This is a genomic window from Variovorax sp. YR566, from assembly GCF_051992195.1.
GTDB lineage: Bacteria > Pseudomonadota > Gammaproteobacteria > Burkholderiales > Burkholderiaceae_C > Variovorax.
On the sequence record NZ_CP197092.1, the window covers coordinates 6,510,979 to 6,526,191 of the forward strand.

Here is a 15,213-nt window from a genome sequence, read left to right on the forward strand (position 1 = left end):
GCGCCCCGTGGGTGTCAGCCCGAGGAGGCGCTCTTCCCGCAATACCTCAGGCGCCCGTGACGCGGCGTATCGCGGCTTCCACGTTGCGCTGGGTGCTCAGGATGTGTTCGCTCAGCAGCGCACAGGCGGTATCCGCGTCGCGCCGCAGGGTCGCATCCATGATCTTTCGATGCTCGTTGGACTTGCGACGCCCTGCCTGACGATGGCGCGCGGAAAAGCGGCGATAGCGCTCGGCCTGATCGAACAAGCTGGCACTCCACATGCGTTGCCGATCCGACGCACATGCGGCGACCAGCGCCAGATGGAAGGTGCGGTGAACTTCGCTCCACTCCTCGTCGAGGATCACGGGGCCGTCACTGAGCCTTGATTCGACTTTCTCGAGTCGATGAAAGGCGGCGACGACCGCCCCTTCCCAAGCATCGTCACCCAACTCGATCGCGCCGCGCAGCGCATGCACATCGAGCATCAGCCGCATGCCGGTGATGTCGTTCAAGTCCTCCAGCGAGATCGGCGCGACACGAAACCCTCTTCGCTCGTCGGCGCGCACAAGACCTTCCTGCGTGAGGCGGCTGAGCGCTTCGCGCAACGGGCTGCTCGAAAAGCCGTAGTGCCCCTGAAGTTCTTCCAGTTTGAGCTTGCTGCCCGCTTCGAAAGTCCCGATCAAGACATCGTGGCGAAGGCTGCGAAAAGCCTGCTCCGACAGAGGCGTGGAGGAATCGGCTGACGCACTGGAGTTCGTGTAGCTCATGGCGCACATTTTATGCACAAAGAAAGAAAGCATGCAGGGAAAACACCGAGGGCGTTTCTATTTTTATGCATAAACTTCTTTTTCGTGCACATTCAATCGCCAGCTGCGGCAAAGAGCCCTCCCATGTCTTCGATCGAGATCCGCAGGCGCGTCTCGAACGTCGACCCTGCAGCCGGCGCGAGACGGCAGCGCGCGCAGGCAGTTCACCTCCTGTCGCACTCATTCCCATCCGCGCCGCCACGCCGGTGCATGAATCCTGGAGACATACCTTGAACAACACCTTGACCAGACGCCGACTCCTTGCTGCTGCATCGGCCATGGGGCTGGGCTGGGAGAGCCTCGCTGCATTCGCCCAGTCCGCCAATGCGGCCCGGATCATCGTCGGGTTCCCTCCCGGAGGCACAGCCGACAGCCTTGCCCGCGTGCTGGCCCCCCTGATGACGCCGCCGGGGCAAAGCATGATCGTCGACAACAAGCCGGGAGCCTCCGGCCAACTGGCCGCCGAGGCCGTGCGCATGGCTGCACCGGACGGCAATGCACTGCTGCTGACGCCATCGTCCATCTTGTCGCTCGTGCCTCACCTCTACAAGAAGCCCATGTTCGACAGCCTCGGCGATTTCGCCGCTGTCGGAGGCGTGTGCGATCACTCCTTCGGATTCGCGGTTCCGGGAACCTCGCCCATCAAGAGCTTCGCGGAATTCGTCGACTGGTCGAGGAACAACGCCAAGGAAGCGACTTTCGCGACGCCGGGCTCCGGCACGGCACCGCACTTTCTGGGAACCATCCTGGGTCGCGAGATCGGGGCCCCCCTCGTGCACGTGCCCTACAAGGGTGTCGCGCCCGGACTGCAAGACCTGATCGGCGGCCAGGTGGCCTCGACCTTCAACCCCCTGCCGACGCTGCTCGAGTATCACAAGACCGGACGGATACGCATCCTTGCCGTCACCAACCCGAGCCGAGTCGCTTCGCTGCCTGCGGTGCCGACCTTCACCGAGCTCAAGCGACCTGCCCTCGAACTCGTGGAGTGGTATGGCCTGTTCACTTCATCGAAGGCTCCCGCCGATGCGGTCGCCAAGCTTCAGAATCAACTCCGGCTTGCCGTCGGCAAGCCGGAGTTGACCGCCGCAGCGAAGCGGCTGGAAGTGGAGCCGCGCCCGGCGGACGCCACGGAGCTCAGGCACCTTCTCGAAGCGGACTACAGGCGCTGGCAGGGCATCGTGAAGACGACCGGCATCTCGCTGGACTCCTGATGCGCGCAAGGCTGCCGGCGTGCAGCATCACTCGCCCTGGCGCGCCAGCGCACGACGACGTCGATCGACCTGCCGCACGCATCGCCAAGACACTGCAGCACGCGCACGCGGCGCGCTTGACGGGCAGGCGCTGCCCCGGCACCGTCATCGTGCGCATAGGGAAAGCGGCAGCGCCGTGACGGTTGCCGCCTGATCCACTTCCAGTCGGCACATCTTCTCCTCTGTTCCACGCCTCAAGCGCATCAATGGGTTCGCAATGAACGTCGACGTCATCATCGTGGGCCTTGGCCCGACCGGGGCAACACTCGCTGCGCTGCTGGGGCAGCGCGGCGTCCGGGTGGCCGCCTTCGACAGGCTGCCCGATCTCTATCCCTTGCCAAGGGCCATCGGCCTCGACCACGAGGTCATGCGGATCATGCAAGAGCTTGGCATCGCGGAAAAAATCCAGAAGCACACCGCCCCCTACCGCCCCAGCGAATACCGCGGCATGGAAGGCCAGTTGATCAAGCGTCTGGACATGGCGCCCCCACCCTATCGCCTCGGCTGGGCACCGAACTACGTGTTCGATCAGCCCGCCTTCGAGGGCATCATCCGAACCCGGCTCTCGGAACTGGCGACGGTGCAGGTGCATCTGGAGACCGAGGTCACGGCGCAAGGTCAAGATGCCGGAGGCGCCTGGATCGACGTGCGCGTTCGCGGGGAGGAACCGACCACGCGCGTCACGGGCAGGTACCTGGTGGCCTGCGACGGCGGTGCAAGCCCGATCCGCACGCGCCTCGGGATTCCACTGGAGGATTTGCACTTTCATGAGCCCTGGCTAGTGGTGGACGTCCTCGTCAACGAGGACAAGCTCGACAACCTGCCGCAGACCCAAGTTCAGTACTGCGAGGCAGGGCGTCCGTCGACCTTCGTCGTGTTGCCGGGCAACCACCGCCGGTGGGAAATCATGCTCCTGCCTGGGGAGAGCCTGTCTCCTGAATTTCCGGAAAGCGAACTGTGGCCGCTGCTCGAACGCTGGATCAGGCCCGAAGACGGCAAGCTCTGGCGCGCTGCGGCCTATCGGTTCCACGGGCTGGTGGCAAGCACGTGGCGTGAAGGCCGAATCCTTCTGGCAGGTGATGCCGCGCACATGACGCCGCCCTTCATGGCGCAAGGGATGGTCCAGGGGCTTCGAGATGCCCAGAACCTGGCGTGGAAGCTCGACCGGGTCTTGAGCGGCTCGTCGCCGGCTTCGCTTCTCGACTCCTATGGCGAGGAACGCCGGCCCCACGTCGTCGAAACCACGCTGACCGCGATCGAGTTGGGGCGCGTCATCTGCGAGCGCGATCCCGAATTGGCGCACAGGCGCGACGAACGTCTTCTGGCCGAACAGGGCGGGCAGGTGCGAACCGTGTTTCGCCAGAACATGATTCCGCCCCTGAGGCAGGGCCTGATCGCACCGGACGCGCCCGGCGCCGGCTCACTGGTTCCGCAGCCCCGTGTCAGGGCGTCGGGACTCGAAGGCCGACTGGACGACCTGTGCGGGCGTGGCGTCCGGGTCATGGTTCTCGGGGAACTCGATGCGGCAGTGGAAACGCAGCTGCTCGGCCTTTTGGCATCGTGCGGCGGAACGCTGGTCCAGGTGGGCTCGACGAAACAAACGAGAACACCGTCCCTCCACGTGGAAGAACTTGAGGCGGTCATGGCGCCTTGGCTGGCGTCCTTGGGCCAGTCGGTGGTCATCGCGAGACCCGACAACTATGTGTACGGCACCGCGCAGACCCCGGCAGAGGCGATCCCCCTGCTTCAACGGCTTCTTCAGAGCCTGACCACATGAATCGACATCGAGAGCACGCGGATTGCACACGATGCGTCCTGGACACCTGGCCGTTCGGCCCTGGTGTTTGTCAACCGCCCGGGTACGTGTTGCTGTGGCACCTCGGCCCGACCCGGCACTGTGAGCGTGCCCAGATGCGGTGAGCGTTGGCAATCCGGAAGCGATCGCTCATGCGACGATCCAGACGCTGCATGCGCTGTGCCGACGTTTGGAGCTGTCTGTCGATCTGCCGAGCTTCACCGCACGGATCGAGCAGCAGTCCGATCGGATGTTCGCGACCTGGACATGACGGCCCGCGGCATGAAGCAAGGCAGCGCGACCTTTGCCAGTACTCGACGTCCGTAAGATCAGAGACGTCCTACGTCCCAACCTTGATTGAAGCCCGCCTCTGCCATGAGCGCATCGCCGCCTCGCCCGGCATCTCCAAGGGCGTCGTGGCATCTCGAGCGCTACCTGATCGCGTTCGTCTGCGGATGCCTCGGCGACCACGACTTGCTGCGTGCGTGCGCGCCGATGCTGAGAAATATCTGCTGCTGGTCACCCTCAACCTCGCGGCGTGCGTCGGCTTCGCTGGATCGACCACCGCCTCTTGAGGATCACGGACTCGGGCCGGGTCAAGATGGAACGGCAGGACGCTGACGCTGCGGCACGAGGAAATACACACGCCCGTGCGCATTCCTATGCCGCCTATCACGTCGGTCATTGCCGGACTCGTGCGATGGACGTTCAGCATGACGGACGATGCGCAAGAAAAATATCCCGGAATTTTTCGGTAATGGGGGCAAGTCCTCAAGGGCCTGAAGGAGAACCTTCGGGCAGATTGTTGCGCCCGTCCGAATTGGTAGAAATTTTGAGCAAAGTGCCGTTGTTGGTGTGCACTCTTTTGCCATCGACAGAAGTGGCCATATCAAAAAGGCAGATCGCCTGGAACGTTGTTTGGAGTTCGCTTGATGATTTATATAACTGGCCTCTAGAATTTCCGGCGACTTCTCAATTCCCGTCACGCGGCCTTGGCGTTGCCCAAGGGCCACCCAAAATCCGGCTTCATTCATAGAAAAATGAAGTAATCGAATTCAATGGATGAGTACTTATGACAGCAGGAAAGCAGTTTCGCCAAGATGCACGCGCAGCGGACCGCCAACAAAGGAAATGGGCCGCCCGCCTCCATCGAGACTTTCTTCGAAGACAGCAGGTGCTTGTCGTTCCTCGAGCCCACGAGGATCACATGAACCGACAAGGCGTTTTGGCGGCCACCGCCCGTCCAGACCCCTTGCTAGAAACTCCGGTGCAGGTACGTCCTCCTCCAATTGCCTTGGCGGAATCTGTTCCAGTGCTCGTGGCGGAAGTGCCTCCGCAGATAGTGACCGTGCCGACGTTGACTGTGCAGGTAATGCCTGTGCCACCAGTAGCTTTGCCAACAGCACCCATGCCGGCGGTTCAGACTCAAACACAGCCTACGCAGCCACAAAGGCAATTTCGATACAACCCGACGGCAGCCGAATACATACCTCCAAGCGTCCTGCGCGATTGGCAGCGAGACGAGGCCGAGTTCAATAAGCAACTTGAATGGGCAACGGCGTTCGGCGTGGACCTCCAGAATCTGAGAGACCGCAGCTCCGAGTTAAATCATAGATCCACCCTTCTCATACCCAATTCAGAAGAACATCAGCTGAATTACGAAGAATCTGCGGCCTTCTTCAACTGGTTCAGGGAGCATTGCAATGCCGGCTTGCACCATGTCGGCATACATTTGGATCAACAAAAAAACTTCCTGGAAAAACCAGAGCCGCCAAGGCCGAAGAGATTGTTGCCAATTTAATTGGGTGCTTCCCTGACCACGATTACCATGTTCAGAGCTTTTAATCGCACGCGGATCTGGTCGTCATTGGAGAGGAGACAAAAAGTTTCAACATACGCTATCCGCGCCTCTGCCTTACGGCCGCAAATTTTGCCGACGAGTATGGGCCAGCGAATTTATTGAGCCCCGAGCAACTCAGGCAGGTAAATGAAAAGCTAGAAGGCGATGCGGTAGTGAAGTGGGTACGTCAAGGCTTGCCGTCCACCCGCAAAGTTTCATTGAACAAGATCGTCACCGAGCAAATCCTCATGCCCAGAAAACTCAAGTACTTTCACTGGGAGCTCAGCGGCGAGATATTTTGCGACTGGATTTTCGCCTCTCAAGACCATGCTCCGAAGATTCAGGAAATCAAAGACACCATCAATTGGCTGAAGAAAAATGACAACAAGGGCCCGCATGGATTCGTGGAAACCAATTCCCATGGAAAGGTTGCCTTGGACCATCCCAATGTCACATTCAGATTCTTGCTTAACTCCACCCGCAAGCTATTAATCACCGCCTACAAGTGAATTGCCCCAGGTTTTCCTGGTACCTCTGAGTCTCGAGTGCGTATTTCGGCGAACGTGACCGCCCATTTCGGCCCATCGTGACCGGCACGCCGAGGGGTGAATTCGGCGTCATTTCGGCAACGTGACCACGCGTTTCGGTGATCGTGACCGCCCAGGTCGATGGCGGTGCTGCGCAGGGGGCAGAGTTTAGGGGGTCAGATTCGATCAGATCATTGGCTGGCCTCCTGAACTGCCTTTGTTGACTTGGCTGCTGCCCGCGCGGCCTTGCCTGTGCGACGCGACTCGCCCTCGAGATTGAAGCGCCGGCAGCTTTGCATCAATCGGTCGAGGATGGCGTCTGCGATGGTGGCGTCGCCCAGCCAGGCGTGCCAATGCTCGATGGGCAACTGGTGCGTGATGATCGTCGCGCGGTGGCCCACCCGGTCATCAATGACCTCCAGCAGGTCACCCCGGGTGACACTGTCCATCGGACCCGTTCCCCAATCGTCCAGGATCAACACGTCGACCTTGGCAAGCTGTTCGAGCCAACGTCGGAAGGTGCCTGCGCCGTGGAGGATGCGAAGCTCCTCGGCCAGACGTGGCACCCTCAAGTACAGCGCCGAGTGCCCCTGGCGACAGGCGTACTGGGCCAGCGCGCAGGCCAACCACGTCTTGCCCAGCCCGGTGGCGCCGGCGAAGGTCAGCGTCTCGCCCCGCTCGATCCAGGTCGACAGTGCGACGCCCATCAAGGTGGACCTGTCGATGCCGCGCACCGCCTCGAAGCTGGCGTCCTCCAAGGTAGCCGTGGGGTACTTCAGCTGGGCACGCTGCAGCAGCCGGGCCCGCTTGCGGTCACCTCGGGCATAGACCTCGCGCTCGACCAGCAGGGCCAGTCGCTCGTCGAACGACAGGTTCAGGCAGTCGGCCTGTTCTTGCTGCTGCTGCAAGGCGTCGGCAAAGCCCTGCAGCTTGAGTGCGCGCAGTTGGGTCAGGGTGGCGTTGTTGAGCATGGCGTGTGGGTGCAATGGATTGGATGAGTTCATGGTGGGCTCTGGGCTGGTGAGGTCGGTCGTCCTCACTGGTAGTAGCCCGGTCCGCGCAGGTTGGCGTGCGTCGGACTGGTCCATTCGGCTTCGGCATTCAGCGGCACCTGGTCACGGTTGTTGGCCAGCAGGTCGCGCACATGGCGGTAGCGGAAGGCGCCCAGTGCGAGGGCCCGCTCGCAGGCCGCCTCCAGCCGTGCCTCGCCATATCGGCGCGACAGGTTCAGCAGTCCCAGGCAGGAGCGGTAGCCGTGCTCGGGATGCTTGTAGGTCTGCAGCAGCCGGGTGATGAGTTCGCCGCAGGCCATGCCGATGCGTTGCCCCCAATCGATCAGACGCTGAGGCGTCCACTCCAGGTGGGCGCGGTGGGCAGCGGGCATGTGGGCCTCCACCGTGGTGTAGCCGCCGCGGCGCTCGTTGCGGGCGTGGGCGGCCACGCGCTGGCCGCGCAGCAGCAGCTCTACGCCGTGGCGGGTGAGGCGCGCCTCCAGGGTCTGGCCGACGAGCGCGTGAGGCACGCTGTAGCGGTGGCCCTCCAGCTCGACGTGGTAGTCGATGTGGACCTTCACCGTCTTGAAGCGGGCAAGCTCATAGGGTTGGCGCGGCAGCGCCATCAGAGCCGGCGCATCCAGTTCGGCGAACACGCTGGCGCGGCTGCCGGGCAGCTTCTGGAACGGCCGGTCGTTCACGCTCGATAGCAGCTCGGTGATGGCGGTATCGACCTGGGCGACGGTGTCGAAGCGATGGTGGCGCAGCCGCGCCAGCACCCAACGGGTGACGACTTGCACTGAAGACTCGGCAGTGGCCTTATCCCTTGGGGTTCGTGGGCGGGCGGCCAGCACCGAGGTACCGTAGTAGCGGGCGAAGTCGAGCACGGTGTCGTTAGCGCGTGGTTCGTAGCGGTCGGGCGAGGCGATGACCGCGCGTGCGTTGTCCGGCACGATCAACTGCGGCACACCGCCGTAGAAGTGCAACGCACGCACCATGCAGTCGATCCAGTCATCCAGGCGCTGGGCCGGGGTGGCGCAGGCGAAGACGTAACTGGAGGCGGCCATGGCCGAGACGAACACCTGGGCGCGGGCGCCGTCACTCAGTGGCACGGTGGGGCCGGCGAAGTCGATAAACAGCTTCTCGCCGGCGCGCCGGTGTTGGCGCATGGAGCGCTTGAGCGTGCGGGCGAACTCCTTGTAGTGCTCGCAGAACTGCGTGTAGCGCCAGGTGCGGCCATCGGGATGGGCGGCCACGTACTCCTGCCACAGCAGCATGAGCGTCATGCCCTTGCGGTCGAGCTCCCGATGAATGCGGCCCCAGTCGGGTTCGACGAAGGGCTGCGAGGTGGAGGCCCGGGGAAGCAGCGCGCTCGAGAGCTGCCGCTCGTTCCAATGCTGCACGCTCTCCCAGTCCAGGCCGGCGACTGTGGCCAGGCTGACGTACTTGGCGACGACGCCTTTGGAGACCTTGAGGGTAGTGGCGATCTGCTCGTAAGAGAGCTGGGCGTGCCACTTCAGGCGGATGACATCCTTGATCATGGGTAGAGACATTCGTTGCTTGGGCATCCCGCTCCTTCGACGGCAAAGCCGCCGAGGCTACGGTGCCCAGGGGTTGAGTTCTCTACGCAGCGCCGCCGACGCCCGGGCGCCTCCTCAGGAAGGCTCCGGACCGGCGGTCATGAACGCCGAAACGGGCGGTCACGATGCCGAAACGGCCGGTCACGATGGTCCGAAACGCGGACCGGTCACGATGCGCCGGAATGACCGGTCACGATGCCGAAATCGGCGGTCACGATGCCCCGAAATACGCACTCGAGCCTGAGGCCCGATAGGAGGTGCCATGAGCAAACAAAGATATACCGAAGGATTCGGCCCGGCTGCGGAGTCTCCCTGACGGCTGATGCCCCAGTAGCAGCAGGCCCTCGAGACACTCAGCCTCGACAGGCGCTTTTGCGGGAGGACTTGCCAAAGGCTTTTCTTGCGACATGCCCCACCTCGGAGTCCTTCTTCAGAATATGGAGCACGGCCTCGAGCAGCGGAGCTTCCTCGTCAGCTTCGCGAAGCTGGACATCGAGGGCCTTGATCTTCTGTTCGGGCGTCAGCGGCGCAGATGAGGCGGTTCGACACGAGCATGGGCAACCGCGACGTACTCAGGACCGCGTCTTCGGGTCCCTGATGCGGCGGGTGTCGCGCTTGGGCTTGCAGTTGCCGCCACGCAGGTCGGCAGGGGCTGCATTGGCACCAGCGGCCGTGATCGGCGCAAGGGTAGACCGGCCATGGTTGCCAGCAGCGCCGACTTCTGCGGCTTCACATGTGTCGGTGGCCGCGATGAAGATGCCGAACGCCAGGACGCCGACGGCCAGCAGCCCCATCACGAAACGCCATACCTGGCGGAGTTTTCTCTGCCGCGACTGAACGAAAGGAAAGGGCTGCGTCTTGTGCCATCGTGCCACCATGGCAAGCTCCAATAGAGAATCGTTCACACGCGCCGGCACCAATAGGCTGTCGAGTTACGGCACCTAGGAGGCACCGAGCGAGACGTAATGCCATGGATGGTCCATGACCGACATCCTGAACTTCGAAGAAGGAGAAAAAATGAAGACCTTCACTCGGCGGAATCAGGTGGGTCTGGAGTTCCGCGGACTTCGCCTTGGCTAGATGCAAGCGCCTGAATCGCGCGACCCTGGCAGGTTCACCACGACGTCACGGTCCGAGCTTCGCGATCCGCCGCGCATGCGACAGACCTCTCAAGCCTGAGTGCCAGTCACCTGGCTCGGCCCTCTCGAACTACAGACCTCGTGTCGTGTGAAACAACTGCATCAATCCAAAGCCGAATCGAGCGACTTCTGTTTGCAGGCGGAACAGCATGGCGGGTAATCGCCGATACAGGGGAAACTTGTAAAGCTTCAGCTGCTTGCGATCTCCAATGGTGGAGGTCAACCCGGTATCGGACGGGCAAGGCGACGGGACAACGACTCGCAGCTTCAGTCCGAAAAGCCACGCGCGTTCAAGGGCGTGATCGTAAGGAAGACTCATCGGAAGCAAATACTTCGAGAGCGTGCGGGCAGCATTTCTGTTGTAGAGCACGCAGTTCGCATTCATGTGCCGCGAGAGTGGTATTGCGAGTTCGTAGGGGTGGTGAAGACTTGCAGTGAAGATCGGTGTTCCCGAATGGAAACTGGATAGCTTGACGATGTCCCACTGCTCATTGGAAGCAAGAAGGCTCTGCAGAAGTTGCTGGAAGTCTTCTGGAAAGTCGGCATCGTCCTCCAGCACCAGCACCCAGTCGCAAGGCCCCGCGAGAAACTGACGCAGCGCTTCCAGATGGGAGAGATAGCAACCTGCCTCGGCAGGGTTCATTTTCTTGCCGTGTCTGCGTCGATACCCCGCCTCGTCGACATCGGCATGCAGCGCCAGGTCGAGGGTCTTCCCATCGACTCCAGGGATCCGCCGCCACGAGAGATCGACGCGACCCAATCGCCGCCGCATCGCCTCCATGCGATCTGGCGATCGATCGAGGTTGATGACAAAAGTCTGGAGCTTCGGACAGGAAGGAATGTATTCGCGGGTCATGAAGGAAATCAAGAACAGGAAAGCCGGCTCCGACTGTCGAGTTTCCAAACGATGGCGTTCATCGATATCGGCCCCAACGACCATCCGGTCGCCGGAATCCGGCGTGGTCTGGGAGCGTGCATCGCCGGAGGCAGCCTTGTGCGCGGCACTGGAGCAGGAACGGGGTCGTTGATGCACACGATTTCCGCGTTCGCTGCAGGAATGATCACCAAGCACAAAGCCGAAATGCTGGCGAGATAGCGTTGCGACAAAAGAGGTGAGTTCATTGCATGGTGCGACCTGATTCGGAGGCGCGATGATGAACAGACAATGAGCAAACAGTTTGGAGACGGTGGCCGGCGACATCGTTGTTCTGTCGATGGGGCTGCATCCTGCCCCGCGCATTCAGCCGCCTCTCGGTGGGCGAAGCGATGGTTGGCTGTGGTTCTGGAAGGCAACCGCCTTCGCGGTCTGTACGCTCGAGGTGCGCATTTCAGCGATCGTGGACGCCTGTTTCAGGCTGATCGCGGACGCTGTTTCAGCGCCATCGTGGACGTGCAGGGGATGCACGCAAGCAAGGGGTTCAATGTATCTCAATCGTCCACGATCAGTTTGAAGCGCACTGACGCGAAGCGAGGTTCCAGATGTTTGGTGAGGGTTGCGGCGCAGACTTATCCACGGCGGCGGACGGCGCTTGCGACGTACCGGCCGACGCGGTGGATAAGTCGTCTTGCAGCCCACAGTCGTGGGCGGTGAGCGCGGTAGTCATTTCATGGGCTCCTCATCGCGCAGCGATTTGCCTTTGAGCTCGATCTTGTGACTGCTGTGCACGACACGCTCCAGGATCGCGTCGGCGAGGGTTGGGTCGTCCAGGTAGGTGTGCCATGCTCGTACAGGCAACTGGCTGGTGATCAGCGTCGAGCGCGTGCCCACGCGATCGTCCAGCACCTCCAGCAGATCGTTTCGCTCGGGCGCGCCGACCGGGGAGATCGCGAAGTCGTCGATCACGATCAGATCGAGCTTGGCCAACTGCGCCAGACGCCGGGTGAAGCTGCCGTCGCCGTGGGCGACCTGCAGCTCATCGAACAGGCGCGCAGCGCGGGTGTACAGGACCGAGAAGCCCGACCTTGCCGCCTGGTGCGCCAGCGCGCATGCCAACCAGGTCTTGCCGCATCCCGTCGCGCCGGTGATCAGCAAGTTCTGCGCGTTTCGCAGCCAGTCGCCGCCGGCCAGCGCGGCCACCTGGGCGCGGTCCAGCGAACGACTCGCGCGCCAATTGATGTCCTCCACGCAGGCCGTGCTGACCTTCAACCGGGCGGCCTTCATCAGACGCGCCACCCGCTTGTTGTCGCGCCATGCGATCTCGCGCTGCACGAGCATGGTCAGGCGCTCGTCGAAGCCCAGTGCGGCCGCCGCGGTGCTCGTAGTTTGCTCCTCGATTGCGCGCACCATGCCGTCCAGGCGCAGGCTGCGCAGTTGGTCCAGGGTGTGTTCATTCAGCATCGTCATCTCCTTGAGTGGTTCAGTGGTAGTAGTCCGGGCCACGCACGTTCTCGTGAGCGGGCAGCGGCGTGGGTGTCGTCGCGAACAGGGCGGGCTGGCGGTCCAGGCCGTTCTTCAATATCGAGGCGACGCTGCGGTAGGTCGGCGCGCGAATCGCGAGCGCTCGAGCACAGGCGGCTTCCAGCCGTGCCGGCGTGTACTCGCGCGCCAGGCGCTGCAACCCCAGGCAGGCGCGGTAGCCCTGCTCCGGATGCGGGCGGTGTTCGAGTTGCCAAGTCACCACCGCCGCCGCACTGACGCCGATGCGCCGGCCCCAGTCGATCAGCTTCTGGGGCGTCCACTCCAGGTGGGCGCGGTGCGACGCCGGCATGTGCTCGGGCGCGGTCGTGTGCGCGCCTTTGCGGTGGCTCAGCGCATGGCAGGCCACACGCTGGTTGGCAGCGAAGCACTCCACCAGGCTGGCGCTGACGCGCAGATCGACGGTGGTGCGCACGAGAGCGTGCGGCACGCTGTAGTAGTGACCGTCGAACTCGACGTGGTAGTCGATGTTCACCTTGGCGCTCTTCCACAGGCACGCCTCGAAGCGCTGGGGCGGCAGCGGCCGCAGCGCGGGCGCGTCCAGCGTCTCGAAGGCGCTGCGCCGACAGCCGGGCAGCTTCTTGAAGGGGCGCTGGTTCAGATCGACCAGCAGCGCGGCGATCGCCCGGTTGAGTTCGTCCAGGCTGAAGAAGCGCCGGTTGCGCAGGCGCGCCAGAATCCATCTCTCGACCACGAGCACCGCGTTCTCGACCTTCGGCTTGTCGCGAGGATGGGCCGGGCGTGCTGCGAGCAACGCACAGCCGTAATGGGTGGCGAACTCGTCGTATAGGCGATTGGGTTCGGGGTCGTAGCGATCTGGACTCTTGATCAACGCGCGGGCCTGATCGGGCACGATCAAGCGCGGCACGCCGCCGAAGAATTCCAGCGCACGCACCTGGGCGCCGATCCAGTCTGCGGTGGTCTGACGCGCGGTGGCGCAGGCGTAGGTGTAGTTGGACGCGCCGAGCGTGGCCACGAAGATCTGCGCGGCGGCGAGCTCGCCGGTGGCCGCGTCGATGAGCGCAACGGTCTGGCCGGCGTAGTCGACGAACAGCTTCTCGCCGGCGATGTGGGTCTGGCGCATGGACCGCTTCAGCCCGAGCGCCCACGCCCGGTACTTCACGCAGAAGCTCGTGTACTTGTAGGCCTGCTGGCCTGCCCCGACGAGGCTGCGGGCGTACTCCTCCCACAGCAGCTGCAGGGTGACACCGGCGCGCTTGAGTTCCTGATGGACCAGCGCGAAGTCGGGGCTGAGTTGGTGGCTGGAGCGGGGCAACGCCGGTCGATACAGCCGGGATTCAAGCTCCTCGTCGGTGAGCGTCTGGGCCACCACCCAGTCGATGCCTGCGGCGCGGGCGAGCGAGACGTACTTGCCCGCGACGCTCTTGGAGATCTTGAGCGCTCGGCTGATCTCGTTGTAGCTCAGGTCTGCCTGCAGGTGCAGGCGCAATGTCTCTCGGATTCGGCGCATCGTGATTCTGTTCGTGGGCATCAGGCTTCACCGCAAAAGGCGATGAGCTTGACGCCCGGTCAAAAGATCACTTGCGCGCTCCCCAAATCGTCCACGATCGCGCTGAAACAGCGTCCACGATCAGTTTGAAATGCCGTCCACGATCACGTTGAAACGGCGTCTTCGATCAGCCTGAAACGCCGTCCACGATGGGCTGAAATACGCACTCGAGCCGCCTAGGCAGTACTGCCGCGCCGGATTGCGGCGAGCGAGGGAAAGCGTCCACATCTGCGCTTGCTCTTGGGCACAACAGGGTCTTGACGCCCATGCTCGTGGGCATCAACAAGAACACCCCAACTCAGACGCTGCCCTCGTCGGCCGACGAGCCCCAACCTCTGCTCTTCGCCCGCAAGCAGGGCCGTGTTGAGCGCCGCGTCACCGAGGTGATGGCGGTCATCCTGGCTGATGAGCGACACATCTGCAGCACCAACTCCCGTGCGCGTCGCCGCACTGCTCGTGCATTGAGCGCTGCGTAAGCTCGAATGCCATCGACCGACTATCGGATGCGAAGCGTAAGCGCATGGGTGCTCCGCATCGCACCGAGGTCCGGTCCGCTGTGAAGTCGACAACCGGGTCGAAGCCGGCCCCGGACGCTTGAGCGTGATTTCTGAAGAAGGCGATCAACCTGTGCGACGTTCATCGCCGCAGTTCGCTGAAGCGAGTTTTGAACCTCGCAGGACTCGCGCATCCTCACGCGGCCAGGAAGCTCAAGAAGGTGCAGCCATGCCATATGCCAGGGACACTACGACCGCTTCGCAGAAGCCTGAACCGGCCTTCTATCGGCTCGGTGACGTGATCCGCATCACTGCCTTGAGTCGCTCCACCATCTATCGACGGATTGCTGCCGGTGCTTTTCCGCCTCAGGTGTCGCTCGGCGGACGAGCAAAAGGATGGCGCAGAGAAGCATTGCAGGCATGGGTCGGCAATCCTTCCGATTTCCACTCGTTGACCAAATGAGATTCAGGAAAGCCGATCGAACGCTCACTCCTGACGCATCGTGGCAGCCTGCGCTCTTTGCATCCACGAAACGCACCGACGATTTGGCACGCCTCCAAACCTCGGCGTACGGCTCACGAGATGGAGTGCAGCGCCGAGATAAATCTCTCCGTACAGAAATCACCGTCAAGATTTGTCGGTACTTTTGTCGATACTTTTCAGACTGAGCTGGGGAGAATTCAACATAGGCAGGGCTGTCCGGCCGTTTTTTGATTCCTGTCGAGCACCAGCAAGCCCCCCTGTTCAGATACCCGTTGCCGAAGCCTTCGGCGACTGCCGTTGCGCGAGCACTCGTTACGACCCCAGCGCGTAACAACGCTACGTAACAAGCGCCGAAGAGCGCACAGCCAAGGGCTTTCGCCGATCTCCATCGCGGCACCG

The 15,213-nt window shown here is 62.6% G+C and carries 15 protein-coding genes and 1 pseudogene; 8 read left to right on the plus strand and 8 right to left on the minus strand.

Annotated features, from left to right (window positions below):
* Positions 1–46: 46 nt before the first annotated feature.
* Entirely contained in the window at positions 47–748 is a 702-nt protein-coding gene (locus ACTG4X_RS30500; protein ID WP_418115946.1) for an FCD domain-containing protein, read from the minus strand.
* A gap of 281 nt (positions 749–1,029) precedes the next feature.
* Here ACTG4X_RS30500 and ACTG4X_RS30505 point away from each other — a divergent pair, with 281 nt between their 5' ends.
* The 6 genes from ACTG4X_RS30505 (at position 1,030) to ACTG4X_RS30530 (ending at position 6,181) form a co-directional block, all read left to right on the plus strand.
* Positions 1,030–1,998 (plus strand): tripartite tricarboxylate transporter substrate-binding protein, encoded by a 969-nt coding sequence (locus ACTG4X_RS30505; RefSeq protein ID WP_440532728.1) that lies wholly within the window; start codon positions 1,030–1,032, stop codon positions 1,996–1,998.
* Positions 1,999–2,254: 256 nt separating this feature from the next.
* Positions 2,255–3,814, plus strand: a complete 1,560-nt coding sequence (locus ACTG4X_RS30510; RefSeq protein WP_440532729.1) for a bifunctional 3-(3-hydroxy-phenyl)propionate/3-hydroxycinnamic acid hydroxylase — start codon at positions 2,255–2,257, stop codon at positions 3,812–3,814.
* A 139-nt stretch (positions 3,815–3,953) separates the two neighbouring features.
* Positions 3,954–4,103: a hypothetical protein gene (locus tag ACTG4X_RS30515; protein ID WP_440532730.1), complete on the plus strand. Its 150-nt coding sequence runs from the start codon at positions 3,954–3,956 to the stop codon at positions 4,101–4,103.
* 82 nt (positions 4,104–4,185) lie between these two features.
* Positions 4,186–4,407 (plus strand): hypothetical protein, encoded by a 222-nt coding sequence (locus ACTG4X_RS30520; protein ID WP_440532731.1) that lies wholly within the window; start codon positions 4,186–4,188, stop codon positions 4,405–4,407.
* A 632-nt stretch (positions 4,408–5,039) separates the two neighbouring features.
* Positions 5,040–5,633: a hypothetical protein gene (locus ACTG4X_RS30525; protein WP_440532732.1), complete on the plus strand. Its 594-nt coding sequence runs from the start codon at positions 5,040–5,042 to the stop codon at positions 5,631–5,633.
* Between the two features lie 158 nt (positions 5,634–5,791).
* Positions 5,792–6,181 carry a hypothetical protein gene (locus ACTG4X_RS30530; protein WP_440532733.1) on the plus strand — a complete coding sequence of 130 codons (390 nt, stop codon included), beginning with the start codon at positions 5,792–5,794 and terminating at the stop codon, positions 6,179–6,181.
* A 209-nt stretch (positions 6,182–6,390) separates the two neighbouring features.
* On the opposite strand, the gene istB (ACTG4X_RS30535) is transcribed toward ACTG4X_RS30530, so the two are convergent.
* The 7 genes and pseudogenes from istB (ACTG4X_RS30535) to istA (ACTG4X_RS30565) form a co-directional block, all read right to left on the minus strand.
* A complete protein-coding gene (gene istB / locus ACTG4X_RS30535) occupies positions 6,391–7,170 on the minus strand; it encodes an IS21-like element helper ATPase IstB (RefSeq protein WP_440532734.1) in 780 nt (259 codons plus the stop codon).
* A 65-nt stretch (positions 7,171–7,235) separates the two neighbouring features.
* Positions 7,236–8,759, minus strand: a complete 1,524-nt coding sequence (gene istA / locus ACTG4X_RS30540) for an IS21 family transposase (RefSeq protein ID WP_440532735.1) — start codon at positions 8,757–8,759, stop codon at positions 7,236–7,238.
* Between the two features lie 324 nt (positions 8,760–9,083).
* Positions 9,084–9,304: pseudogene (locus ACTG4X_RS30545) on the minus strand (IS3 family transposase); the annotation flags it as partial.
* A gap of 39 nt (positions 9,305–9,343) precedes the next feature.
* Complete coding sequence (locus ACTG4X_RS30550; protein ID WP_440532736.1) at positions 9,344–9,649, minus strand: hypothetical protein; 306 nt, start codon at positions 9,647–9,649, stop codon at positions 9,344–9,346.
* Positions 9,650–9,980: 331 nt separating this feature from the next.
* Complete coding sequence (locus tag ACTG4X_RS30555; protein ID WP_440532737.1) at positions 9,981–11,111, minus strand: glycosyltransferase family 25 protein; 1,131 nt, start codon at positions 11,109–11,111, stop codon at positions 9,981–9,983.
* Positions 11,112–11,510: 399 nt separating this feature from the next.
* Complete coding sequence (gene istB, locus ACTG4X_RS30560; protein ID WP_440532664.1) at positions 11,511–12,248, minus strand: IS21-like element helper ATPase IstB; 738 nt, start codon at positions 12,246–12,248, stop codon at positions 11,511–11,513.
* Between the two features lie 19 nt (positions 12,249–12,267).
* Positions 12,268–13,818, minus strand: a complete 1,551-nt coding sequence (gene istA, locus ACTG4X_RS30565; RefSeq protein ID WP_440532665.1) for an IS21 family transposase — start codon at positions 13,816–13,818, stop codon at positions 12,268–12,270.
* 284 nt (positions 13,819–14,102) lie between these two features.
* Between istA (ACTG4X_RS30565) and ACTG4X_RS30570 the strand changes: the two genes are divergently transcribed.
* Positions 14,103–14,312 carry a hypothetical protein gene (locus tag ACTG4X_RS30570; RefSeq protein ID WP_440532738.1) on the plus strand — a complete coding sequence of 70 codons (210 nt, stop codon included), beginning with the start codon at positions 14,103–14,105 and terminating at the stop codon, positions 14,310–14,312.
* Between the two features lie 124 nt (positions 14,313–14,436).
* The gene (locus ACTG4X_RS30575) at positions 14,437–14,793 is read left to right on the plus strand and encodes a helix-turn-helix transcriptional regulator (protein ID WP_440532739.1); all 357 of its coding nucleotides are present in this window, start codon (positions 14,437–14,439) and stop codon (positions 14,791–14,793) included.
* The last annotated feature ends 420 nt before the right edge of the window (positions 14,794–15,213 follow it).

Excerpts from the sequence above, each read along its gene's own strand:
- istB (WP_440532664.1), bottom strand. The coding sequence starts at position 12,248 with ATGCTGAATGAACACACCCTGGACCAACTGCGCAGCCTGCGCCTGGAC.
- ACTG4X_RS30525 (WP_440532732.1), top strand. The coding sequence starts at position 5,040 with ATGAACCGACAAGGCGTTTTGGCGGCCACCGCCCGTCCAGACCCCTTG.
- istB (WP_440532734.1), bottom strand. The coding sequence starts at position 7,170 with ATGCTCAACAACGCCACCCTGACCCAACTGCGCGCACTCAAGCTGCAG.
- ACTG4X_RS30510 (WP_440532729.1), top strand. The coding sequence starts at position 2,255 with ATGAACGTCGACGTCATCATCGTGGGCCTTGGCCCGACCGGGGCAACA.
- ACTG4X_RS30500 (WP_418115946.1), bottom strand. The coding sequence starts at position 748 with ATGAGCTACACGAACTCCAGTGCGTCAGCCGATTCCTCCACGCCTCTG.
- ACTG4X_RS30570 (WP_440532738.1), top strand. The coding sequence starts at position 14,103 with ATGCTCGTGGGCATCAACAAGAACACCCCAACTCAGACGCTGCCCTCG.
- ACTG4X_RS30555 (WP_440532737.1), bottom strand. The coding sequence starts at position 11,111 with ATGTCGCCGGCCACCGTCTCCAAACTGTTTGCTCATTGTCTGTTCATC.
- ACTG4X_RS30550 (WP_440532736.1), bottom strand. The coding sequence starts at position 9,649 with ATGGTGGCACGATGGCACAAGACGCAGCCCTTTCCTTTCGTTCAGTCG.
- istA (WP_440532665.1), bottom strand. The coding sequence starts at position 13,818 with ATGCCCACGAACAGAATCACGATGCGCCGAATCCGAGAGACATTGCGC.
- istA (WP_440532735.1), bottom strand. The coding sequence starts at position 8,759 with ATGCCCAAGCAACGAATGTCTCTACCCATGATCAAGGATGTCATCCGC.